The sequence below is a fragment of the Erysipelothrix inopinata genome (assembly GCF_014396165.1).
Classification (GTDB): domain Bacteria; phylum Bacillota_I; class Bacilli_A; order Erysipelotrichales; family Erysipelotrichaceae; genus Erysipelothrix; species Erysipelothrix inopinata.
Map to the genome: position 1 here is coordinate 74,502 of NZ_CP060715.1, position 22,010 is coordinate 96,511.

Annotated in this window: 23 protein-coding genes and 1 tRNA gene; 12 read left to right on the forward strand and 12 right to left on the reverse strand. The window is 34.6% G+C overall.

The genetic code is table 11. The annotated features are described in order from the left end of the window. Window positions 1-96 precede the first annotated feature (96 nt). Genes H9L01_RS00350 through H9L01_RS00360 form a run of 3 tightly spaced genes read left to right on the forward strand, consistent with a single transcriptional unit; the run spans window position 97 to window position 2,983 of the window. Window positions 97-945 (forward strand): metallophosphoesterase, encoded by an 849-nt coding sequence (locus tag H9L01_RS00350; RefSeq protein WP_187533985.1) that lies wholly within the window; start codon window positions 97-99, stop codon window positions 943-945. Window positions 946-954: 9 nt separating this feature from the next. Beyond that, a complete protein-coding gene (locus H9L01_RS00355) occupies window positions 955-1,605 on the forward strand; it encodes a response regulator transcription factor (protein WP_187533986.1) in 651 nt (216 codons plus the stop codon). After that, a complete protein-coding gene (locus H9L01_RS00360; RefSeq protein WP_187533987.1) occupies window positions 1,598-2,983 on the forward strand; it encodes a sensor histidine kinase in 1,386 nt (461 codons plus the stop codon). Before H9L01_RS00355 ends, H9L01_RS00360 begins: the two co-directional genes overlap by 8 nt. A gap of 66 nt (window positions 2,984-3,049) precedes the next feature. Here H9L01_RS00360 and H9L01_RS00365 read toward each other — a convergent pair whose 3' ends face one another. Continuing rightward, on the reverse strand, window positions 3,050-3,811 hold the full coding sequence (locus H9L01_RS00365) for a tyrosine-protein phosphatase (protein ID WP_187533988.1): 762 nt from the start codon (window positions 3,809-3,811) through the stop codon (window positions 3,050-3,052). Window positions 3,812-3,959: 148 nt separating this feature from the next. Between H9L01_RS00365 and H9L01_RS00370 the strand changes: the two genes are divergently transcribed. Together H9L01_RS00370 and H9L01_RS00375 are read left to right on the forward strand one after the other, a co-directional pair. Continuing rightward, window positions 3,960-4,928: a polysaccharide biosynthesis protein gene (locus H9L01_RS00370; protein WP_187533989.1), complete on the forward strand. Its 969-nt coding sequence runs from the start codon at window positions 3,960-3,962 to the stop codon at window positions 4,926-4,928. A 1-nt stretch (window position 4,929) separates the two neighbouring features. Next, window positions 4,930-6,228, forward strand: coding sequence for a UDP-N-acetylglucosamine--N-acetylmuramyl-(pentapeptide) pyrophosphoryl-undecaprenol N-acetylglucosamine transferase (locus tag H9L01_RS00375; protein WP_187533990.1), 1,299 nt, complete (start codon window positions 4,930-4,932; stop codon window positions 6,226-6,228). A 19-nt stretch (window positions 6,229-6,247) separates the two neighbouring features. On the opposite strand, the gene H9L01_RS00380 is transcribed toward H9L01_RS00375, so the two are convergent. The 7 genes from H9L01_RS00380 to H9L01_RS00410 all read right to left on the reverse strand — a co-directional run bounded on the left by H9L01_RS00380 (window position 6,248) and on the right by H9L01_RS00410 (window position 13,708). Then, the gene (locus H9L01_RS00380; RefSeq protein WP_187533991.1) at window positions 6,248-8,017 is read right to left on the reverse strand and encodes an adenine deaminase; all 1,770 of its coding nucleotides are present in this window, start codon (window positions 8,015-8,017) and stop codon (window positions 6,248-6,250) included. A 222-nt stretch (window positions 8,018-8,239) separates the two neighbouring features. Beyond that, window positions 8,240-8,554, reverse strand: coding sequence for a PTS sugar transporter subunit IIB (locus H9L01_RS00385; RefSeq protein WP_187533992.1), 315 nt, complete (start codon window positions 8,552-8,554; stop codon window positions 8,240-8,242). Further along, window positions 8,554-9,126 (reverse strand): DUF1697 domain-containing protein, encoded by a 573-nt coding sequence (locus H9L01_RS00390; protein ID WP_187533993.1) that lies wholly within the window; start codon window positions 9,124-9,126, stop codon window positions 8,554-8,556. Before H9L01_RS00390 ends, H9L01_RS00385 begins: the two co-directional genes overlap by 1 nt. A 77-nt stretch (window positions 9,127-9,203) precedes the next feature. Next, window positions 9,204-9,911, reverse strand: coding sequence for a GntR family transcriptional regulator (locus H9L01_RS00395; RefSeq protein ID WP_187533994.1), 708 nt, complete (start codon window positions 9,909-9,911; stop codon window positions 9,204-9,206). A gap of 66 nt (window positions 9,912-9,977) precedes the next feature. Further along, window positions 9,978-11,276 (reverse strand): PTS sugar transporter subunit IIC, encoded by a 1,299-nt coding sequence (locus H9L01_RS00400; RefSeq protein WP_187533995.1) that lies wholly within the window; start codon window positions 11,274-11,276, stop codon window positions 9,978-9,980. Window positions 11,277-11,285: 9 nt separating this feature from the next. Further along, the gene (locus tag H9L01_RS00405) at window positions 11,286-12,695 is read right to left on the reverse strand and encodes a GH1 family beta-glucosidase (RefSeq protein ID WP_187533996.1); all 1,410 of its coding nucleotides are present in this window, start codon (window positions 12,693-12,695) and stop codon (window positions 11,286-11,288) included. Window positions 12,696-12,868: 173 nt separating this feature from the next. Continuing rightward, the gene (locus H9L01_RS00410; RefSeq protein ID WP_187533997.1) at window positions 12,869-13,708 is read right to left on the reverse strand and encodes a MurR/RpiR family transcriptional regulator; all 840 of its coding nucleotides are present in this window, start codon (window positions 13,706-13,708) and stop codon (window positions 12,869-12,871) included. Window positions 13,709-13,778: 70 nt separating this feature from the next. Here H9L01_RS00410 and H9L01_RS00415 point away from each other — a divergent pair. Then, window positions 13,779-13,867: transfer RNA gene (locus H9L01_RS00415), tRNA-Ser, on the forward strand. Window positions 13,868-13,975: 108 nt separating this feature from the next. Here H9L01_RS00415 and H9L01_RS00420 read toward each other — a convergent pair. Next, window positions 13,976-14,188 carry a hypothetical protein gene (locus H9L01_RS00420; protein ID WP_187533998.1) on the reverse strand — a complete coding sequence of 71 codons (213 nt, stop codon included), beginning with the start codon at window positions 14,186-14,188 and terminating at the stop codon, window positions 13,976-13,978. 203 nt (window positions 14,189-14,391) lie between these two features. On the opposite strand from H9L01_RS00420, the gene H9L01_RS00425 reads away from it, so the two are divergent. The 6 genes from H9L01_RS00425 to H9L01_RS00450 all read left to right on the forward strand — a co-directional run bounded on the left by H9L01_RS00425 (window position 14,392) and on the right by H9L01_RS00450 (window position 19,402). After that, window positions 14,392-15,135 (forward strand): hypothetical protein, encoded by a 744-nt coding sequence (locus H9L01_RS00425; RefSeq protein WP_187533999.1) that lies wholly within the window; start codon window positions 14,392-14,394, stop codon window positions 15,133-15,135. 91 nt (window positions 15,136-15,226) lie between these two features. Next, window positions 15,227-15,931, forward strand: a complete 705-nt coding sequence (locus H9L01_RS00430) for a helix-turn-helix domain-containing protein (RefSeq protein WP_187533385.1) — start codon at window positions 15,227-15,229, stop codon at window positions 15,929-15,931. Further along, complete coding sequence (locus H9L01_RS00435) at window positions 15,904-16,890, forward strand: IS3 family transposase (protein ID WP_246449181.1); 987 nt, start codon at window positions 15,904-15,906, stop codon at window positions 16,888-16,890. Before H9L01_RS00430 ends, H9L01_RS00435 begins: the two co-directional genes overlap by 28 nt. 222 nt (window positions 16,891-17,112) lie before the next feature. Continuing rightward, a complete protein-coding gene (locus tag H9L01_RS00440) occupies window positions 17,113-17,727 on the forward strand; it encodes a TetR/AcrR family transcriptional regulator (protein WP_187534000.1) in 615 nt (204 codons plus the stop codon). After that, window positions 17,724-18,608 (forward strand): ABC transporter ATP-binding protein, encoded by an 885-nt coding sequence (locus H9L01_RS00445; RefSeq protein WP_187534001.1) that lies wholly within the window; start codon window positions 17,724-17,726, stop codon window positions 18,606-18,608. Before H9L01_RS00440 ends, H9L01_RS00445 begins: the two co-directional genes overlap by 4 nt. Beyond that, the gene (locus tag H9L01_RS00450; RefSeq protein WP_187534002.1) at window positions 18,605-19,402 is read left to right on the forward strand and encodes an ABC transporter permease subunit; all 798 of its coding nucleotides are present in this window, start codon (window positions 18,605-18,607) and stop codon (window positions 19,400-19,402) included. The genes H9L01_RS00445 and H9L01_RS00450 overlap by 4 nt, the downstream gene beginning before the upstream one ends. A 68-nt stretch (window positions 19,403-19,470) precedes the next feature. On the opposite strand, the gene H9L01_RS00455 is transcribed toward H9L01_RS00450, so the two are convergent. The 3 genes from H9L01_RS00455 to H9L01_RS00465 all read right to left on the reverse strand — a co-directional run bounded on the left by H9L01_RS00455 (window position 19,471) and on the right by H9L01_RS00465 (window position 21,986). Then, a complete protein-coding gene (locus tag H9L01_RS00455; protein ID WP_187534003.1) occupies window positions 19,471-19,632 on the reverse strand; it encodes a hypothetical protein in 162 nt (53 codons plus the stop codon). 129 nt (window positions 19,633-19,761) lie between these two features. Then, complete coding sequence (locus H9L01_RS00460; protein ID WP_187534004.1) at window positions 19,762-20,547, reverse strand: HAD family hydrolase; 786 nt, start codon at window positions 20,545-20,547, stop codon at window positions 19,762-19,764. A gap of 53 nt (window positions 20,548-20,600) precedes the next feature. Next, complete coding sequence (locus tag H9L01_RS00465) at window positions 20,601-21,986, reverse strand: 6-phospho-beta-glucosidase (protein WP_187534005.1); 1,386 nt, start codon at window positions 21,984-21,986, stop codon at window positions 20,601-20,603. Window positions 21,987-22,010 lie beyond the last annotated feature (24 nt).

Sequence of the window (22,010 nt, forward strand, 5' to 3'; positions counted from 1 at the left end):
ATAAATCATCGGATCATCACCTCTTTGGTTTGTCTTGTAACATCCCTGTAACATGTTTCTTTTAAAATACTCATGAAACTAAAAAGGAAGATTTTTATGAAAAAATATAAAACACTTAAATTCGTAGTTATATCTCTGTTAATTTTAATTGTCGTAAATACAATTTATGCATTTAAAGTTGAACCCTATAGTATAAACATTGAATGGAATCTTATTAAACCAGAAGGAGAAGTAACAGAAACACTTAAAGTAGTTCATTTCTCTGATATCCATCTAAAAGAGGATTTTAATAAAGTGCCACTCGATAATATCGTTCATAAAATAAACAACCAGCAAGCTGATATCGTAGTTTTTACTGGTGACTTATATGATAACTATGCAAAATACAACAGTGATGATATGATTATTTCATACTTAAAACAGATTAAATCAAAGTATGGCAATTTTGCTGTTTGGGGGAATCACGACTATGGTGGAGGTTCTTCACGACACTATGATTATGTTATGAAGGAAGCTGGTTTTAGGCTTTTACGTAATGAAGAAGTGATGATTAAAACAGAAAGCAATAAATCAATCTTAATCTACGGATTGGATGACAGTATGTTGGGAAAACCACATACCAAATCTTTAACAAGAACCGATGAATCGGATTTCATAATAATGTTGAGTCACGAACCAGATACTGTAGATAGGTTTATCAATGAAGATTTCAACTTATTTCTAAGCGGACACAGTCATGGTGGTCAAATTAATATTCCATGGATTCCTGCTCTCAATAAGTTTGCAGTTAATCAAACAAATCTTGCTGAAAAATACACCAAGGGGTCTTATGATCTCACCAACTCAAAATCAATTTTTGTAAATGTTGGGATTGGAACAAGCCATGTACCGATGCGGTTTGGTGTTCATCCCAAAATCACAGTTCATAAAATTTTCTTAAAATAAGGAGGCCTCATGAAAATACTTGTCGTTGAAGATGATATTAAAATCAATGAAATTTTAAAAATGTATCTTGAACATGAAGGTTATACCGTAACCAGTGTTTTTAATGGCGATGATGCTCTTTCTTACTTTGATAAGGATACTGCAGATCTGGTTCTTTTAGACTGGATGCTGCCCAAAAAAAGTGGAATTGAAGTATGCAAAGCACTAAGGTTCATGGATGTTCCTACCAAGATAATTATGCTAACAGCAAAGGATACTCCAGAAAGTGAACTCCTTGGGCTAACTAGCGGTGCAGACGACTATATTCGCAAACCCTTCGACATACAGATTGTCCTCTTAAGAATTAAGAAGCTTCTCAATTTCGAGAAAACTTTAAGATATAAAGATATATCCTTGAACACGCAAACAGGTGAAGTATATAGAAACAAGATGTTACTTACCCTTACACTTCGCGAATACAAACTGCTTGAATACTTAATGATGAATCAAAACGTTATTCTGACACGAGATCAAATTATTAGTAATGTTTGGGGCATCGATTATGACGGTGAAATGCGAACTATTGACACCCACATCCGACGACTCAGGGCTAAAATTGGTGATGACACCATCAAAACTAAAATTGGCCTTGGATATGTGATGGGAGATCTTTATGAGTAAATTATCAAAAAAACTTATGATTGTAGTGATCTCCATACTTATAATTTCCACAACACTTACAACTATACTAAATATATCTTTTTCTAAAAAATATTATTTGCATCAGAAACGCAAAGAAATCACTGAGATTAGTGATTCGTTCATTACGATGCTTGATCATGGCGAATCTGAGGAAAAGGCCATCACTACTATTGAAGAGGCAAATAAAGTAATCATTGCTGAAGTTCAGTTTGATCATGATACTGAAGAAGAAACCATCAACCAAAATATACAACAAGCTTTTACAGAAAAAGGTATTGGTTTTCAAAGGTATTGGCTTTGGGATCAAGATTTCGAACTATTAACGCAAGGAGAACGCCAACTTAGACTCTACAATCAAGAAAAGTTAAATTATAGTCTACTCATAAATTATGTTCCCGTCGGAAACTCAATTTTCGCAATTACCACAATCGTACCAAATATCGAAGATGCTTTTATGATTTCGAGTGGACTCTTGATGGTTATCAATATACTCATGACATTTGTAGCACTCCTATTGATTAGCCTATTTATCCGTGACATTACGAAACCACTAAAACTTTTTGAACTGTTTGCACAATCACTCGAAGATGGAAGTTACGAACCTATTGAAATCCACACTAACGACGAACTCGAACAAGTTGCAAACAGCCTTAATTCAATGGGAGAAAAACTAACAGAATCGAATAATGCTCTATCAAATAAAAACAAACAAATGGCAGATCTTCTCGAAGATGTAACACACGAACTCAAAACTCCTATTTCATTAATAAGACTTTATACACAAGGTATTAAAGACGGTATTGATGACGGATCATTTCTTGATACCATTTCTGATGCAAATGACCAAATGGCTAAAGATATTGACCGCTTACTCTTGATGTCTAAGATTGATAGAGACGAAATTGTGTTGTCTTCTATAAATATTTCTACACAACTTGAGGAAAACATCAATAAGGTAAAAATTATGAATTCCCAAAGTCAGCTTGAATTTAAACAAAATATCGAGGATAACGTCTACATTAAGAGCCATAAAGATTCTCTTGATACAATTCTACTAAATCTCATTACGAATGCTGTCAAGTATGGAACTGGGGAGTTTATTGATATTCTGTTAAATACCCAAAACGATGGGGTCCATTTTGTGATCAGCAATCAATTTCAAAATGATAATCTCGATTTGAATAAAATAACACAGCCTTATTATGTTGGAGAAGCTTCAAGAAATAAAGAACTCTCTGGAACAGGTTTAGGACTTTCCCTTGTCTCAAAGATGTGTGAAACATTTGGATATTCGTTTAAATATTGGACTCATAATAATCAAATTTACTTCGAAATTGTTATACCACATGTCACATAATATAAATCATTTCCTAACAAAAAAAAGATTAACGCCACTTTAGAAATGGGTTAATCTTTTTTTACGTTAAACAATAGGATTTACGTATAACATTCTTAATTTTTCAATATCTGTTTCATTAAGACCCAGACCCTCGGTTATGTAATTATTAAAATCACCGTATCTTTCTTCAATTGCTAAAAAAGCTTCATCAAGATACGTTTTGTCTACGGTCATATAACCGCGAATATTATCGATTTGCGCATCCGTTAAATTTTCTTCGATTTGAATCTCTTTAAGACGTTTTTCAACATAATCATGGGTCAAAGTGTTCGTAAGTAAATAATCTTCATAGATTACTTCATCACTTGCTCCCAGAATTTTCAAGATTTGAACTGCTGCAAATCCTGTTCTATCTTTTCCCGCTGTACAGTGATAATAGAGTGATCCTTCTCTTTTTTCTAATAGGACATCGAAGAATCTTCGATATTCATCGCGACAAGCGTCACTCATGATAAACATCCGGTTCAAGCCGCGCATATGTTCTTGGGATACTTCACGTTTAAATCCTTTCATCATTTCGTTAGGATCAGCATTTTCTCGAGCTTTCGACATGATATCAATATGAATTGATTCAACCCCTGGTATTACATCATCTGGTGCTTTTTTAATTTCTTCATCAGTGCGCAAATCTACAACTGTTTGAAGATGGTAATCACTAATAAGTTGATCTAACGTTCTTTCACTTAAATTATCCAAAACACCACCACGTAATAGTTTATGAGGTTTTATTGTTCCACCAGAAACTTCAATACCTCCCATATCTCTAAAATTTCGTATCGAATTCATATTTGACATCCTCTTTCTATAATTAATACATTAAACAAATTATAGCATAATAAATCTTCTGACATTCTGTAACATCGCTGTAACACTACTAAACTAGAATTGAAATATACAAAAATGAGAACATATGTTTTCTTAGCAAGGAGTATTTATGAAAAATAAAGTTGTATTAATTATTGGTGGAACTGGTTCTTGGGGTGATGGCCTCATCACAGAACTTTTGAAAGAAGATATATTAAAAATCAAAGTATTTGCTCGAAACGAATTTCAAATGGTAATGTTAATGAGAAAATATAACAATCCCAAAATTGAAATCATCATCGGCGATATTAGAGACTACAATGCATTAGAAATTGCATGTGAGAATGTAGATATCGTTTACCATCTTGCAGCACTGAAACATGTACCAATCTGTGAACAACTACCCGATGAAGCTATCGAAACAAATATCTTTGGAACACAAAACGTTATTGATGCGTCAATAGCAAATGATGTTGATAAAGTTATCTTTACTTCTACAGATAAAGCAGTGAACCCAAACTGTACCTATGGAAGTACTAAAATGCTGGGTGAAAAACTTATTCTATCAGCGAATAATCGTAACAGCAGAACGAAATTTATTGTATTTCGAGGCGGAAACCTCATAGGAAGTACCGGAAGCGTCATTCCTCTATTTGAGGATCAGATCCTTGAAAAAGGGTCCATTTCACTAACAGATGAAAATATGAATCGTTTTTTCATATCGGTTCACTCAGCTTCACAACTCCTCATAAAGATTTCTAAAAGAGGCATCGGTGGAGAAATCTATATCCCTAACATGCCTTCGATATTCATCCGAGATATTGCGAAATATATATTAAATAAATGGAATATTAATCCCGATAAGATTGAACTTATTGGAAAACGACCTGGAGAAAAAATAAGTGAAGTTCTTGTGGCAGAAAATGAAAGAAAAAGTTTATATCGTTTCGATGAATCTTTATTCATTATTTGTAATGATCAACATGGTTGGTTAGCAAACGGAGTTATTCAATATGTTGATGAATTTGATGAAAACTCCGCTGTAAACCAATTGTCCTACAGTCAAGTCGTAACATTTCTGAAAAGTGCCGGAGTCTAAAATGAAATATTTATTCACCGGTGGAGGAACTGCTGGACATGCAATGGTAAATACAGTTCTTATAACTAAATTATTGGATTCAGATGTCGAAATTATATATATTGGTTCGAAAAATGGTATTGAAAAGGAAATGTTAAAAAAATATAAATCTGTAAAATACCATGGTGTATCAACTGGAAAACTTCGTAGATATTTCTCAATGAAAAATGTTACTGATATTTTTAGAATAATTTATGGTTTTTTCACTGCTCTCAAACTTCTCTACAAAGAAAAACCAGATCTCATCTATTCAAGTGGAGGATATGTTTCGGTTCCTGTAGTTTGGGCTGGATTTTTACTTCGTATCCCCATTGTTATTCGAGAAACTGATTACACAGTAGGTCTTGCGAATAAGTTGAGTCTCCCTTTTGCGGATAAAATCTATCTAACATTTCCGGATACACAGCAATACATCACAACTCGACACAACCTTACACAATCCACTATCATAAGGCCTGAACTTTTTGAAACTGAAACAATAATCTTTAGTAGGAAGAAGCCACTATGTCTTGTCATGGGTGGAAGTAGTGGTGCAAATGCTATCAATAACTTTATATGGGATAATCTTACTAATTTAAAAGATCAGTACGATATTATTCATATTACTGGAAAAAACAAGTCAAATAAAAATGTTGCTGATACGAATGACTACATTCAATACGAGTATATCGAAGATATGAGCTCGATGTATAATATCGCAGACGTAATCATCACAAGAAGTGGCTCAAACGCAATTATAGAAGGCCTTCTTCTCGGAAAGAGAATGGTGTGTATTCCTTTATCAAACTCAATATCAAGAGGTGAACAGATTGCAAACGCAAATTTTGCTGTATCACATGGAACTGCGATAATACTTCCTGATAATTTTTCACTCACAAACTTTCGGGAAGCGATAAATTCTGTAATCAATATGTCTATAAATACTGAGTATATCAGCACTAAAGGTGAATTAGAACGTGAAATATCAGAACATATTTCTGATATAAACCAAATATCCAAAATAAAAATCAAGAAGGAAACAAATTATATGAACAAAAAAATTGCTTCCATAGCTACGCTATTCATTGTTATGGGATTTGGGGCACACATATATCGATTAAGGCTGCCTGAAATGATAGATGAATCCGGAATGATTATCAGCGATAATCTTGGTTGGATTGTAATTGGTATACTACTCATTCTCATTGGTTCTCTTATGCTGATATCTAATATTTTGTATCATCAAATTGCTATAAAACAAAAAAAGGGTTCTAATTTATAGAAGCCCTTCTTTAATTTAATTAATCTTGGAATACAGGAATTATTTTCTTCAAGTTTACATCAACCATTCCGAGATCTGACATTTTCATTTGGGGAATAACGATTAATGCTAAAGTACAAATACGTAGCACAGGATTAAGTAGTTCTTCCATTCCTAGACCAAGATTAACTTGGTAGAGTGCTTTACTTTCTTTAGCTACGGTTTTCGCATCATGGTGTGACATCAATCCACAAACTGGAAGTGCCATCGTTCCTATGACCTCGCCATCAAGTACCGTCGCGAAACCACCACCGATTTCACGAAGTTTATTTACAGCTACAACAGCATCCTTTGGATCGTTATAGACTAATGTAATGTTATGAGAGTCATGTGAGACAGTTGTAGATAAACATCCTTTATTATTTCCGAAACCCTTCACAATCGCAATTGAAATCGTATCATTATTAGGATGACGGTTTACAATTGAAGTAAACATCATTCCTTCTTTAAGAATTACTTCTCCATCAACAACCTCGAGTGTATCTGAAGATAGTTTGGTGAGTGACCCTTTTGGACTTAAATATTCGATAAAGTTGACAGTAACTTCACCATTTTGGATTGGTGCTTTAAGTGTCAAATCTTCAGGCTTTAAGTCTTTTACAAACACTGTGTTTCGACTTTCGAGTTCATGTGTTCTTGGCTCAATAGGAGCCACCAGTTTTTGATCTTTCGCTACTAATTTCCCTTCAAAGAAAACATGACTTGGTCGAATATTTTTCAAATCATCAACGAGTAAAAAGTCTGCGAGATAACCTGGAGCAATGGCACCAATATTTTCTAAATGTGCTTCGCGAGCACTGTTGAATGTTGCACTTCGAATCGCATCACGCGGATCCATTCCAGCTTGAATTGCGACATTCACGACATCATTCATATGTCCCACGCGTAAAATATGCTCCGCTTCACGATCATCAGTACATAAACAAAATGTATCGTGATAGCGATTATTTTGAATTGCTTCCCAAATATCGACGACGTTTGTTGACATAGAACTTTCACGTGCATCAACATACAATCCTTGACGAAGTTTCTCGACTGCTTCACTACCATGACGTGATTCATGACATGTTTTTGGACCTCCTGCAATATATGCAGAAAGAAGACGTCCTGAAGCCATGGGTGCGTGACCTTGAATATATAAGTTATTCTTCTTTGCTACTTCGAGAATATCGAGAAGATGCTCTTCACCATCAGCGACACCCACAAAATCCATCACTTCTGCAAGTCCAATAACACGTTCAAGTTTTGAAAGCTCATCAATTTCTGGTGCTAAAAATTCTGCTCCAGCATTTTCCAATCCATGAACCGATGGAACACAAGAAGGAATATCAATTAACTGACGCATTGGTAGATTTTCTGCAATATCATGCATGTAAGTGACACCTTCAACACCAACAACATTCGCTACTTCGTGAGGATCTGTAATACTTGTAGTTGTTCCCCATGCAGCTGCAATTTCCGCAAAGTTTTGTGGTGTTAACATTGTACTTTCCACATGCATATGCGCATCAATAAGGCCTGGAATACAATAATTACCATGACCATCAACAATATCACCTGTAACTTTATCCAATTCTTTAAGTTCGTAGTCAACATGAGCAATACTATCTTTATATACGTAAATATTTGCTGGTAAAATTTCACCTGTAAATACATTAAATACATTCACATTTGTCAGTACCCAGTCGCAAGGAATAACACCCCTCGCAGCTTGTATTAATTCTTTAACTTCTACTTGTTTTAATTTCATTTCATGTCTCCTCATCACAAATTAAAAACCGGAATTAACCTACACTTATAGTAAGTTTATTCCGATTCCATATATTCTTCCACGATTAAAAGTCCCCCTGTTATAGTACCCTGTTAGGCAAGGCGTAGAGACTGTCCACCGAATTAGGACAATATATAACGGAATACGCAAATTATAACACATCTGAAATAGTATTTCTGATTTATACTCAGATTTCTAAAATTAATTTGAATTGACGACTTTCTCCATTTCATCAAGGAGTCCTGCAACTCTCAATGGAGTATAATATTTTCCTTCAATCACCATTACTTTTATGTCCGTACCCTCAACAAGTTTAAGGACATTTTTATATACAAAGCGAATTTGGGGTGCAATGATGATAATATCATAAGATTGTTTCTTGATGTATTCTTTGATTCTTGGTTCACCGATAGCCTCAATCGTAAATTCAGGATTTCGAAGTTTCCCTTCTTTTTCAATTGCTTTCGCAATAAAAGAAGAACTCATCCCACCAGCACATGTCATCAGTACTTTCATTATTTGTCTCCTTTAAGACGTGACTCACCTTCACGTTTTTTTAGTATTTGAATCATTTTCGCAAATGTATTTCCATTGCGAATTGTTGTATCCGGATAGTTAGGATGAGCAAGAACTTTTCGATACGCAGATTTGTAGTAAAGCTGACGCGTCGTAAAATTAGTCGACCAGAAAATTGTATTATCAATAATTGAAATATGATCAAGTTCAGTATCATACAAACTTAAATCTGGACAAATTTGTTCCGCTCTGACGTCATTCAATAAAAATAAAATATTGTGACGCCACTCTTTATCCTCATTCCACCCTATAGGTAAATTAGGTTCTAACGCAAATACTTCTTCTGCTGATAAAATGTACACTGCAATTGGAAAACCAAAGGTTTTTTCAAGATCAGTTTCCAACTTTACGCGATCAACCTTATTCTTAGAATCAAAAAAGACGACGCCTGTATTTCCATGAGTTTCAACATTCTCATAAGTAAGTGAGAAAAGAACTTTTAAGTCTGACATGCTGACTTTATGATTGCCGCCAACATTTAAACCTCGTAATAACGCAACATATGTCTTCATTTTATGTCTCCATATTTCTTATCCTATAGGTCTATTTTAAACCATCTCTATCTAATTACATAGTAAAAAGAAGACTCTTAGAGTCTTCTATGGTTATTTGCGGAAACAAAGAGTGTTGTTTCCTGATAGTTGTGGATAACACGTGAACTATTAAAGAGCATTCCATTTGTAAGAAACACCTTTTCATTAATCACTAACATTGGATCTCCCTTTTGGTATCCAAACACTTCAGCATCTTCTTGATTTAAATGTCCAACTGAAATGTACTTATCTGCAAAACCGATTCGCATCTTAAGATCATGTTCAATGTAATCGTAGATCGAACGTTGTGCAATCTCAATACCTAGATAGGGTACAATTTCTTTATTATACAGACTGTACTCAATCGTAAAGGGTTCATCATCTACGTACCGAATACGTTTTAGACGATAGACTGGATTTCCTATCTCTGTATCAAGTTCACTCGCCATTACTTCATCCGCATCTACGAGTTCGAGATAGACAACCTCTGTTCGAACAGTACTTGCTTTAAACTCTTGCGATACGCCGCGAATCATACTTGCATTGATTGCTTTTTCATGTTCAAACTGACGAATGTATACACCACTTCCCTGAACACGATACAACATACCCCACTCAACTAAGAGATCTGTTGCATTACGAATTGTATTTTTACTTGTTTGAAATTCTTCAACGAGTTCATCCTCAATGGGTAATTTAATTTTATATTTTTCTGACTTAATGTTTTCCATTAACTGTTCAGCGATGATTTGATATTTTTTCATGAGGCCTCCACTTACCCAATCATTATATCAAATTTACCGTGTATTACTATCAATCTAAAACGTGAATTAATTGTTAGATTCTTCTTTTACATATTCGTGATCCAATTTCTTCAAGAATGGATAGTAGATTACTATTGAAGCAATAATGATAAGAATTTGTACAAGAGCTCCTCGCCATCCCGATACTAAGAATCCAGAAATAATTGGCGGTGTTGTCCATGGAACACTCACGGCCGTAAACGGTGCCATAAATCCAGATACGATTGCGAAATAAGGAATTAATACCCCTACTAAAGGAACTACAATAAATGGAACTAACATAATTGGGTTAAACACAATTGGTAATCCATAGATAACTGGTTCGTTAATGTTAAAGAGGCCTGGCACAACCGATACTTTCGAAATCTCTTTAATACGTGATGATTTCGCGGAAATTAGTGCAGCAATTACAAGTCCTATTGTAATACCTTGCCCACCAAATTTCGCAAAAATATCGATGAGTTGAATTGTCATAACCTTTGCATTTTCACCTACAACTAAAGCCTGTCCTGATTCTAAGATAGCTGTGTTAGATAGAGCATTTGCTGTAAGGATTGGTCCCATGATTCCCATAACAATATTTGGACCATGAATACCAGCCCAGAATAGGATCCCCATTAGGAATGTAATAAAGAGTCCACCTGCTAAGGTATCAGACACATTTTGAAGCGGTGTTTGTAACACATTGAAGATAACTTCAGTAAGTGAGGCACCTCCTAGTGCATGTGTTAAGATATGAATCAACATGGATCCTGCCATAATTACAAATCCTGGAATTAATGCAGAGAATGCATTCACAACCCCTGTAGGTACACCTTCTGGAAGTTTAAATATAATATTCTTTTTGATAAAGAATGTAAAGATTTTAGCCGAAACAACCCCAACAATAATAGACGTGATAACTCCGTTTCCGCCAGTCCATCCCTTAGGAATAACACCACCAATTTTAACTCCATCAACTACTGTGAATGAGTTGGTAAGAATTAAAAATGATACCAATGCAAGAAGTGCAGAACTTATTCCATCAACTTCTTCATTTCGTGCATACACATAAGCAATTGCGAGTACCGATGCAATGGCCAAGATGTCAAATGTAGATCCAACAACCTGGTTTAATGGGCCAGCCCAACCAGCCCCAAAGATACCAGACATAATTGAATCCCAATTACTAATTGGAAAGTTTGCAATGAGTAAAAAGATCGAACCAATTAATGTAATCGGCATCGTTAATAAGAAACCGTCTTTAACTGCAATCATTGTTTTAGTATTTACAAATTTCATAAAATGCTCAAGTACTTTATTTAACCATGTGCTTAATTTTTCCATTTCTTCCTCCTATAGTATTTCCCCGCGAGACTTAATAACCTCTTTATACCAATAAAACGAGGCTTTCTTCTTTCGCTCTAAATTATGATTATGATCAACATAAACAAAACCATATTGCTTTTTAAAACCATTAAGCCAACTCAATAGATCAATAAATGACCATGCATAGTAACCACGAATATCAACCCCATTTTCGATAGCTTTTGATACCGCACGAAGATGATCAGCAATATAGTGAATTCTTGCAATGTCCATGATTTCACCTTCAATAATTGGATCCTCATCACCCAGTCCATTTTCAGTAATGTAGAATGGCACATCACCATAACGCTCTTTTAATAATACAAGTCCAGCAAAGAATGCTTCGGGTGAAATTTCCCATCCCCACTTTGTATAGCGACTTGTACTTAGAACCTGAGTCTGAGCGCCACCATCAAAAGTTAGTCCTCCAGCACTTCCCGTACTGTTTTCGCGACTTCGTGTTTGATACTCTGAAGAATCCGATTGTTTTACTCTCATTGGAGCATAATAATTTAACCCCATAAAATCATTGAGAGGTGCAGCCTCAAGAAGCACTTCCTTATCAGATTTCGTAATTTCAAAATCTTGGTTTCGTTCTTTAAGAATCTCTAACATTGCTTCAGGGTAACTTCCTTTCAAAATCGGATCATAAAAGAAGTAAGTATCTGTAAGATTACTGTAATCACTTGCCTCAACATTTTCTTTTTTGTCATCAATAGGAAATGCAGGATTAAATACATGGGTAATTCCAATATCACCATGCAACTTCATTTCCTTTTTATAGATAAGAACTGTTTTAGCGTGAGTTGTGAAAACATTATGTAAGGCTTGATAATAATTCTTAAACTCATTGACCATTCCTGGTGGATGCGCTCCGAAGATATAGCCGTGTCGAATAAATACAACAGTTTCATTGAAAGTAATCCAATGTTTTACACGATCACCAAATGCTTCAAAACACACTCGAGCATAATTTTCAAAAGCATCCAAAGTTCTTTGAGATAACCATCCCCCATCTTTTTGTAAAGATTCTGGTAAATCCCAATGATAAAGAGTCACAAAAGGTACAATTCCATACTTTAAACATTCATCAATAAGATTATTGTAGAAATCAATTCCCTTCTGATTAATCTCGCCATCGCCATCTGGGAAAATTCGAGTCCAAGCAATTGAAAATCGATACGACTCAAGTCCCATCTCTGCCATCAAAGCAACATCTTCTTTATAGCGATGATAATGATCAACTGCGACATTACCATTTGTATTTTCAAAGGTCTTACCCGGAATTTTAGAGAAGACATCCCAGTTGGATTCTCCCTTACCATCTTCATTGTAGGCACCTTCCACTTGATAAGCAGCTGTTGCTGCCCCGAATAAAAAATCATTTTTAAATCTCAAACGCCACCTCCTGAATGATTATAATTCATTCCTATGTATTTATATTATTGCTATCTTTGTGATATTGCAAGCCTTTTCATTGAATGAATTATGTGAAAAAGGACCTCTTAACCTAAAAAAAAGAACTTTCCGACTGATTATTGGGAAAGTTCGTGTCTATTTGTGATTTTGCACTATCTAAGTAACGTTGACGTAGAGAGTCTTTTTTGATTGTCTTCATAATCAAATGAAAAGATAAGAGAGTAAATAAAATCTAATACTAACTGAATTGCAGTACGGGAGGAGAAAGACGCCATCTTCGTAATCAATTCTTCTTGAGGAGCAACATGAATAACTTCCGCAGCATACTGACATAGTGGATTCTCGTTGGGTCCTGTAATTAAAATTACTTTTATTCCACGTTCACTCAGATCCTTGATAATGCGAAGATTATTTAATCCATTACCATAATAGGAAATCATCAATGCGATACTATCTAAAGGTTGCGTATGAACTTTCATGAACTGAAATCCTACTGCAGTCTCTAGATTACAATCACGATTGATTCGAAATAGCTTGTATTGAAAGTCCTGAGCAAGGATCAGTGACTGTCCTGTACCATAAAGATAGATATGAGGCGCCTCATACAACATTCTCGAAACCTTTTCTAAGTGTACAATATCGAGTTGTTGATACGTATCATTCATCGACTGAATGTTTAGATTCAAAATACGATTGGTAATTTCTTCTGCGGTTTGATTCTTTTCAAAAGGTAATTCATCCTGAATACGTCCCTCTTGAATTGATGCCGCTGACATTTCCCGAGCTAACTGTAGTTTAAGATCACTAAACCCATCGACTCCCAATTTACGACAAAAACGCGTAATGGTTGAAGCTGATGTAAATGTCTTATCTGCCAAAGCATGAATCGTCATGTCTGTGATTTCTTTCGTGTGATCCACAATATACTGTGCAATTTGTTGTTCACTATTTGAGTAATGTTCAAAGTTTTTGATACGATTTATTAAGAGCATGCCAAACCTCCCTTTTTTATCTATTATACATTGTTTTCTCCAAAAATATTGTGTATAATGAATTAGCATTGGAGGATTGGCCGAGCGGCTTAAGGCACCATCTTGGAAAGGTGGCGAAGTGTTATGCTTCCGAGAGTTCGAATCTCTTGTCCTCCGCCATATGAAATTACACCCACTTTATAGTGGGTTTTTATTTATACAATTTTATTTTTATAAGACACTCGATATCATTTTTCTTCTCAACAAAAAAGATGCACTCGCATATTCTTAAGCTTTAAACTTCTTCGAACTAACAATGTTATAAATAAATAGAACGATACCCATTATAATCAAAATTAGCCCAATAACGATGGGTCCGAGATTATCTGAGACGATAACACCATTTGCATCCATCATCTCCGGGGTATTTAAACGATAGATGTGTGCCATAATACCACTTGCTATCAAAACACCACTAATAATATTCAATCTTTTTTTCATATTCTTTACTCCTACTACTTATTATAATCCTTTTATAAGTTTATAGATGAGTTCTCTTAACATAACATCATTCAACACAGTTTTCGGCATTTATAATTTTCAAAAATATCGAAAATTAATAAAGTGCTATTTTCTCTACATCGGTTCCTCTTAATTATGGTAGGATGAATAGGAAGTACAACTTAAATGTGGAGGGGAAAAATATGAATGCTCTAGAACTTTCAAAGCAATTAAATTCGAAATTGACTGATATTTTTAAAGAAGATGACAGTGATTTTTTTAAAAAGTATTTTAATGAAGCGAAAAAAAAAGAAAAGGAAACTTATACGGAATCATTTTTCTCAGTGGTTAATGAAGTCATCGGAGAAAACTTTATGCGAGCATATTCAAAAGGAGACTACGTATCTTTTACTGAGTACAGTCAGCGAGAAAAATTGACAGTTGATTTAGTTTCTTGGATATCTTTTAATGATGGTAGTACAGATAAAAATATTAAAGAAAATCTGTGGAAGTATGAAACTTTATTTGAACATGAAAACGATGGATTTACATGGCTCGATGAGCTTCAAAAACTATGTTCACTTAAATGTGAGAATAAACTGATTGTGACTTATGGCCGTTGCCCTCAGGGAAATAGTGAATATTTCAATAAGGATCGTAATGTAATACTCGGAAATCCACCTCAGACCCCTGACAAGAAGGGAGTTAATCTTCTAGATCATGCAAATAAAATTGTGAAAGAAACACTTTCACACAGTGAACAAAAGTTCATTGAGATGGCAAAGGATGATGAAAAATTTTTAGAAGTATTTCCAAATATTGTAGTAATGTTTGGTGCGGAAGTTGCGGAATTAGAGAACAATAATAAAGAGTTATCTGCTTATTTATATGATAGATATCAATATAATTACATACAAGAAAAATTCGTACTCATACAGGAAGATTAATGACGAAAGGCACTCAAAATGATAAGCTCCCCTTAAAGTAGACACCCGAAATAAATAAAAACGGGTACTACAAAAAGGAGGAGCTTTTTCTATGGGTAGAAAGAATAAATATCCAGCGGAAATAAAAGAACAAGTAGTTAAAGAATATTTGAACGGCATAAAAGGTGCAATGGAAATATCCCAAGAATTATCGATTAATCCTGGGACATTGCGTAGATGGGTGAAAAAATACCAAATCGTCGGTGTTGAAGCATTCTCATATAAACCTCGAAATAAAAGTTATTCGAAAGAACTTAAGGAATCTGCTATTCAAGATTACCTTGAAGGACTAGGTTCTCTCGCAGATATTATTATCAAATACGATATAAGTTCCGATGAGGTTTTGCGTGGATGGATAAACAAGTATAATAGACTTGAAACCATAAAGGATTACGATCCTAAAGGAGAAGTCTATATGACAAAAGGTAGAAAAACAACGATTGAAGAACGTCAAGAAATTGTCGCACATTGTATTGAACATGACTACGATTATAAGGGAACAGCCGAACTCTACGGGCTTTCCTATGCTCAAGTTTACCAGTGGGTTCAAAAATATAACGAGATAGGATATGAAGGGCTTCTTGATAAACGTGGCAAACGAAAACAAGAAGATCAACTCAGTAATGAAGAACGTTTAGAACGTAAAATCAAACAACTCGAAAGAGAACTTGAACTGAAAGAACGTGAGAATATTCTATTAAAAAAAGTGAAGGAAATAGAAGGGCGGCGATATTCTCCAAAGCAAAACAAGAAGTAAAGTATCTCGCAGTCCAAGAACTTCATCATAAACATGGTTGGAGTATTCAATGGATGTGTAAAGTACTTAAAATCGCAAGAAGTAGTTATTATAAATGGACGCACCGTGTTGAAACAAGCAATGAAATTGAGAATCATGAGCTTTGTAATCTCATTCTTGATTATGATGAAATGTTTGGACATATCTTAGGCTATCGACGAATGACAGATTGGATTAATGAGTTTAATAGAGTTCAGTACAATCCAAAGAGAATTCGAAGACTCATGAAGAAGCTGGGTGTGAAATCAGTGATTCGGCAAAAGTCTAAAAAGTATTCACGAAGCACTCCTGAAATCACAGCTGAAAATATTTTAAATCGTAACTTCTTTGCCTCTAAACCAAATGAAAAATGGTTGACAGATGTCACAGAATTTAAGATTAAAGGTTCAGGTAAGAAGCTGTATCTCAGTGCGATTATTGATCTTTATGATTTGAGTATTGTGGCGTACCACATAAGTGATCGTAACAATAATCAACTTGTGTTTGATACTTATCATAAAGCTATCACGAGATATCCAGAGGCAAAACCTTTATTTCACAGTGACCGAGGATTCCAATATACAAGTAGGGTATTTAGAAAACAGCTAGAAGATCAAGGAATGATACAAAGTATGTCTAGAGTGGGACACTGTATTGATAATGGTCCTATGGAAGGATTCTGGGGAACTATCAAATCAGAAATGTACTATCCTAATGAATTCAATACTAAAAGCGAGTTAAAGAAAGCAATTGATGTGTATATTGATTTTTATAACAACAAGAGACTTCAAAAACGATTTAAAAACAAAACACCAATGATGGTTCGAACTGAAGCATTAGGATCAGAGACACCTATAAGTTATTCAATTCCAACCAACAAGAAAATTGAAGCTTATTGGTCAAACATTAGAGAAAAGCAAATGCAGGCGACTGTAGCATAAGAAAAGATGATTCATCGTAAAGCGATAAATCATCTTGGGTATTTTATTTATTTCACCTGTCTACTTGACAGGGAGCAGTTCAAAAATTGAGTGCCTTTTAGTTTGAGTCTTGCTTAAAAACGTTACTCTAGAAGACAAAATGTTGATTGTAAAATAATTAAATAAGATGGCTTGAAAAAAATAGTCAAAGTAATAAAATGAAATTATCAGAAGGTGATGTGTATGGATAAATTTGAAACACTCTCTAAAGAGAAGCAAAATAGAATTATTAATGCTGGGTTACACCAGTTTTCAAAATATGGGTATCAGAAGGCAAATACAGAAGATATTGCCTACGAAGCACACATAGCGAAAGGACTCCTCTTTTACTATTTTAAAAATAAAGAAGCATTCTATCTCTATCTTTGCGATTTCTGTGAATCTTATTTTATGGAAGAATTCAGTAAAGGCATTGATACTACGATAACTGATTTCTTTGATTTCATCGAAGCTACAATTATATCCAAAGTTGATATTATCAAAACTTATCCTTATATGTTCGATTTCTGTATGATGCTGACATTGGCTCGACAAAAAGATAATCAAAAGGCTAACGATTTTCTTGTATCTCTCATGAGTCAATCTTATGAAGAATCATTTCGGCATATTGATTTTTCAAAATTCAAGGAAGATGTCGAACCGATGGAGATACTACAAATGATTTTATGGCTATCCGAAGGTTACTTACTTGATAAACAACGGCTCGACCAACCTATCACACTAGAAGAACTTTTGATTAACGCTCAAAAGTGGCAAGCAATGTTTAAAAGCGTCAGTTATAAGGAGGAATTTCTATGAACCCCATTAAAGTAAATGCTCTAACAAAAGATTTTGGAAGTAACCGCGGAATTTTTAATTTGAATTTTGAAATAAAAGCTGGAGAAGTCGTGGGTTTTATTGGTGCGAATGGCGCTGGAAAAACGACCACAATACGACATCTTATGGGATTCATGAAACCAGATTATGGTGTTGCTGAAGTACTGGGTTTTCACTGCTTTGAGCAAGCACCACAGATTCAAGAACATATTGGTTATCTACCGGGTGAAATCTCTTTATTTGATGATTTATCTGCACAAGAGTTTATTTATTACATTGCAGAATTAAAGGGAATCAAAAATACCCAAGAAGCTGATAACCTCATGAAGTACTTTGAACTCAGCAGTACCACTAAGATAAAGAAAATGTCTAAAGGTATGAAACAGAAGACAGCACTGGTTGTTGCTTTTATGCAACACGCTCCAATTTTAATTCTTGACGAACCAACGAGTGGGCTTGATCCCTTAATGCAACAAAAATTTATCGAGTTAATTAAAAAAGAAAAAGCATCCGGAACAACAATCTTAATGTCTTCTCATATTTTCGACGAAATTGAGCATACCTGTGATCGTGTTCTTTTGATTAAGGATGGGGAAATCAAAGTAGATGAATCCATGACAGATATTAAGAAGAAACGGAACAAACATTACGAAATTGAGTTTACGAGTGAGTCCGACGCTGAAGAATTTAAGTCTTTTTATCCAAATAGTGTTACTCATAAAGCAAACTTAACACTTATTGATAAGAGTGATATCACAGAGCTTTTGAATATATTACACCAATTTCCTATTGTTGACTTTAATTCTAGAGATCAAAGTTTGGAAGAAGTCTTTCTTAGTTATTATGGAGGAAATGAATCATGAATCTATCACTATTTAAACACGAGATAAAATCAAATAGTAAACTGCTCGCACTCTTTCTAGCAATCATTACCCTATATGGAAGCATCATAACACTAATGTATGACCCCAAGCTTGGAGAAAGTATGAATCGTCTTGCTCAATCCATGCCTGAACTATTTGCTGCCTTTGGGATGAAAGATCCTGGCTCAACCATGATTAGTTTTTTAGCGAACTATCTCTACGGTTTTATTTTAATTCTCATTCCATTTATATTCTCACTTATCTTAGCTTATAAACTTATTGGTAAATATTTATCTAATGGATCATTTGCGTATTTACTTAATAGTAATGTTTCAAGAACAGAAATATTTTTTACACAATTGCTCACTGCATTTCTAAATATATTAGTTTTGCTTTTATATACAGTTGGACTCGTCGTACTTATCAGTGAATTAAAATTTCCAGGTGATTTGGATATTGGTAAATTTATGATATTAAACGGTTGCTTATTGATACTACAATGTTTCTTTTTATCCGTCTGTTTCTTTTGCGCAATTTCATGGGATGATACGAAATATTCAATGGGAATTGCAAGCATTGTCGGATTTGGCTCAATCCTTATTCAGATGTTATCTCAAGTCAACAGTAACACTGAGTTTTTGGAATACTTTACACCTCTAACGCTATTCAAACCCTTTGATATAATTAGTGGGCAATCTCAAAGTTACTTAATGGTAGGCATACTAAGTTTCATCACAATTATGATACTTATTATCTCTGTAGTACGATTCAAACGTCGAAACTTATTCTTATAAGAAAAAGGGATTCAACGTGAAGCATTGCTTCATCTTGAATCCTTTTATATTATTGATGTAATTTGAGCTTAGTCTGCCTTCTCTAAAAATGGTTTGACTTCTTTTATATATTCTTCTAGAATTTTATTTTGCTTTTTTGTTTCTACTAAAAGCAATTCAATTTTCTTAACAATTCTGTCACCAACCATCGCAATAACAAGAATCGTTCCAACAAAAGTTGCAAATTCCATAGTTTTTCTCCTTCCTACTTTATGAAAATACGATAAATCTATCCTTAGTTTTATTATATATTAGCTAAAGTGGAAAGTAGTGAATTATATATGAAATCAAACAGGCTCAATTTATAGTGATAGTATCTATTACATTGACATATATTCAATGAGATAACGGTATACACCATTATCTGTATTAGCATAGGTCACATGTTTCGCTACAGCTTTAACACTTTCAGTAGCATTGTCCATTGCGATACCTACACCAACTCCAGCTACCATTTCAATATCGTTATCGGCATCTCCAAATGCCATTACATCTTTAATATCAATATCATGAGTTTCACAGAACCATTCAATTCCTGTAAGCTTGTTGACGCGAGGATCCATAAACTCAATTAAGTCAGCTTGTGACATGAATGCTTTATAGGTCTCTTTTGGATGTTCTGCATCATATTCTGCTATTTTCTTGAGAACTTCTGGGGACCCTCTGAAAATAATTTTCGCATGATGATCTTTTATAAGTGGTTTGATATCTCCCACCTCCACATCAACATATTTAGCCATCATCTTGCTGTATTCATCTTCAAAATCAATATGAAGAATATCATCAAATCCCAATATTGCATTACCACCTAAGGCACGACCAAAATCTAGGATTTCTGAAACATCAGATCCAGAGAGTGGATACTGTTCATGTACCTCACCACTGATAAAATCATGGATGTCTCCTCCATTGTTACAAATTGCGAAGTCAACTTGATCTTGAATACGATCAAATGCGGATTCAGCCGAGAAAAATGGTCTTCCTGTTGCAATACCAAAGTAATAACCTTTATCACGAATTAATCGAATCAACATTTCCATCTCAGGGGTTAGTTGACGATTTTCGTTTAGAAGTGTTCCATCTAGGTCAGTGACAAAAACTTTCATAAATTTCCTTTCTATGAAAATAGCGGAGGGTTTCCCTTCCGCTATATTTTTCATTAGTCAGCGATGTATTTAACGCCTTGTGCTTCTAATTTTTCAATTGTTTCTTTAAATTGTGGTAAGTGATCTTTGTGAGCCACTAACATTTCATTTAAGAGGTCAATTGTATAGTTTCCGCTTTGGATTAATGGATTAATTGTAAATGCTTGAACTGCTTTACCATAGTCTCCAGTAACAGCCGCTTCAATAACTGTTTCTTCCATAGCTTTCATTAATTGTAATTGTCCACGTGCTGCTGGTGGGAATGTTCCCCAGTTAAATGGTTCAGCACCATGGGATGTAATAACTGATGTAACTTCAACGATGCAATCGTATGGTAAGTCAACTACAGTACCATTGTTTTGTGTACTTACAGTCATAACAGTACGTGAGTCGTTATGAATGGATGCAATGATTTCACATGCAGCATCTGAGTAGTGTGCACCACCACGTTTTGTAAGTTGTTCTGGTTTGTAGTTCAATTCAGGATCTTTATAAAGTTCAAAGAGTTCTGCTTCAGTTGCTTTAACTGTTTCTGCACGTGTCTTGTGATCTTTAAAGTTTTGTAAGTTTTCGTCCAACATTTCACGTTCAATATAGTAGTAACGGTGGTATGGACATGGTAGCATACCTAAATCCTTAACTTGCTCGTATGTATAGTTGATAGCTGCAATATTTGCAACTTCAGCTTTTTTACTCTTAGCATATTCGCTTTCTGGGTTGTAGAATGCTTCAATCAATTGATCAGTAACTTCGCTTCCATCACGATCCCATACTCGGTGCCAGTGGAAGTGGTTTAAACCTGCAAATTTTTCGAATAAGATTTGATCATTTTCATCATATCCCATTGCTTCGTGGTTTGCTTTTGTTGCTCCAACAGGAATATTACATAATCCAATTGTACGTTTCCATCCACCAACTTTAATAGCAGCTTCAGTAACCATACCTGCAGGGTTTGTAAAGTCGATTAACCATGCATTAGGGCAAAGTTCTTCCATATCTTTAATAATATCTAAGATAACTGGAATTGTACGGAATGCTTTGAAGATTCCACCTGCTCCATTTGTTTCTTGTCCCAATAAACCATATTTACCAGGGATTCTTTCATCTTTTACACGTGCGCTTAATTGTCCAACACGAAATTGTGTAGTAACAAAGTCTGCATCTTTAAGTGCTTCGCGACGATCTAGTGTTAAAAATACTTTAGTATCAAGTCCTGATGCTTCGATCATACGTTGTGCCATTGCACCAACGATTTCTAATTTTTCGCGACCTTCTTCAACGTCAACTAACCATAGTTCTTTAATATCGAGACGATCAGCACGATTAATAAAACCTTCCATTAATTCAGGTGTATAGGAACTTCCTCCACCAATTGTTACAATTTTTAATCTTTTGTTCATTAAAAATCCTCCTTGATACTTTTA

What these genes read in the sequence shown, in the direction of transcription:
- H9L01_RS00375 (WP_187533990.1), top strand. Translation starts at nt 4,930, where the DNA reads ATGAAATATTTATTCACCGGTGGAGGAACTGCTGGACATGCAATGGTA.
- H9L01_RS00385 (WP_187533992.1), bottom strand. Translation starts at nt 8,554, where the DNA reads ATGAAAGTACTGATGACATGTGCTGGTGGGATGAGTTCTTCTTTTATT.
- H9L01_RS00440 (WP_187534000.1), top strand. Translation starts at nt 17,113, where the DNA reads ATGGATAAATTTGAAACACTCTCTAAAGAGAAGCAAAATAGAATTATT.
- H9L01_RS00465 (WP_187534005.1), bottom strand. Translation starts at nt 21,986, where the DNA reads ATGAACAAAAGATTAAAAATTGTAACAATTGGTGGAGGAAGTTCCTAT.
- H9L01_RS00395 (WP_187533994.1), bottom strand. Translation starts at nt 9,911, where the DNA reads ATGAAAAAATATCAAATCATCGCTGAACAGTTAATGGAAAACATTAAG.
- H9L01_RS00350 (WP_187533985.1), top strand. Translation starts at nt 97, where the DNA reads ATGAAAAAATATAAAACACTTAAATTCGTAGTTATATCTCTGTTAATT.
- H9L01_RS00410 (WP_187533997.1), bottom strand. Translation starts at nt 13,708, where the DNA reads ATGCTCTTAATAAATCGTATCAAAAACTTTGAACATTACTCAAATAGT.
- H9L01_RS00365 (WP_187533988.1), bottom strand. Translation starts at nt 3,811, where the DNA reads ATGAATTCGATACGAAATTTTAGAGATATGGGAGGTATTGAAGTTTCT.
- H9L01_RS00450 (WP_187534002.1), top strand. Translation starts at nt 18,605, where the DNA reads ATGAATCTATCACTATTTAAACACGAGATAAAATCAAATAGTAAACTG.
- H9L01_RS00370 (WP_187533989.1), top strand. Translation starts at nt 3,960, where the DNA reads ATGAAAAATAAAGTTGTATTAATTATTGGTGGAACTGGTTCTTGGGGT.
- H9L01_RS00430 (WP_187533385.1), top strand. Translation starts at nt 15,227, where the DNA reads ATGGGTAGAAAGAATAAATATCCAGCGGAAATAAAAGAACAAGTAGTT.
- H9L01_RS00425 (WP_187533999.1), top strand. Translation starts at nt 14,392, where the DNA reads ATGAATGCTCTAGAACTTTCAAAGCAATTAAATTCGAAATTGACTGAT.
- H9L01_RS00420 (WP_187533998.1), bottom strand. Translation starts at nt 14,188, where the DNA reads ATGAAAAAAAGATTGAATATTATTAGTGGTGTTTTGATAGCAAGTGGT.
- H9L01_RS00455 (WP_187534003.1), bottom strand. Translation starts at nt 19,632, where the DNA reads ATGGAATTTGCAACTTTTGTTGGAACGATTCTTGTTATTGCGATGGTT.
- H9L01_RS00390 (WP_187533993.1), bottom strand. Translation starts at nt 9,126, where the DNA reads ATGAAGACATATGTTGCGTTATTACGAGGTTTAAATGTTGGCGGCAAT.
- H9L01_RS00400 (WP_187533995.1), bottom strand. Translation starts at nt 11,276, where the DNA reads ATGGAAAAATTAAGCACATGGTTAAATAAAGTACTTGAGCATTTTATG.
- H9L01_RS00380 (WP_187533991.1), bottom strand. Translation starts at nt 8,017, where the DNA reads ATGAAATTAAAACAAGTAGAAGTTAAAGAATTAATACAAGCTGCGAGG.
- H9L01_RS00355 (WP_187533986.1), top strand. Translation starts at nt 955, where the DNA reads ATGAAAATACTTGTCGTTGAAGATGATATTAAAATCAATGAAATTTTA.
- H9L01_RS00460 (WP_187534004.1), bottom strand. Translation starts at nt 20,547, where the DNA reads ATGAAAGTTTTTGTCACTGACCTAGATGGAACACTTCTAAACGAAAAT.
- H9L01_RS00445 (WP_187534001.1), top strand. Translation starts at nt 17,724, where the DNA reads ATGAACCCCATTAAAGTAAATGCTCTAACAAAAGATTTTGGAAGTAAC.
- H9L01_RS00360 (WP_187533987.1), top strand. Translation starts at nt 1,598, where the DNA reads ATGAGTAAATTATCAAAAAAACTTATGATTGTAGTGATCTCCATACTT.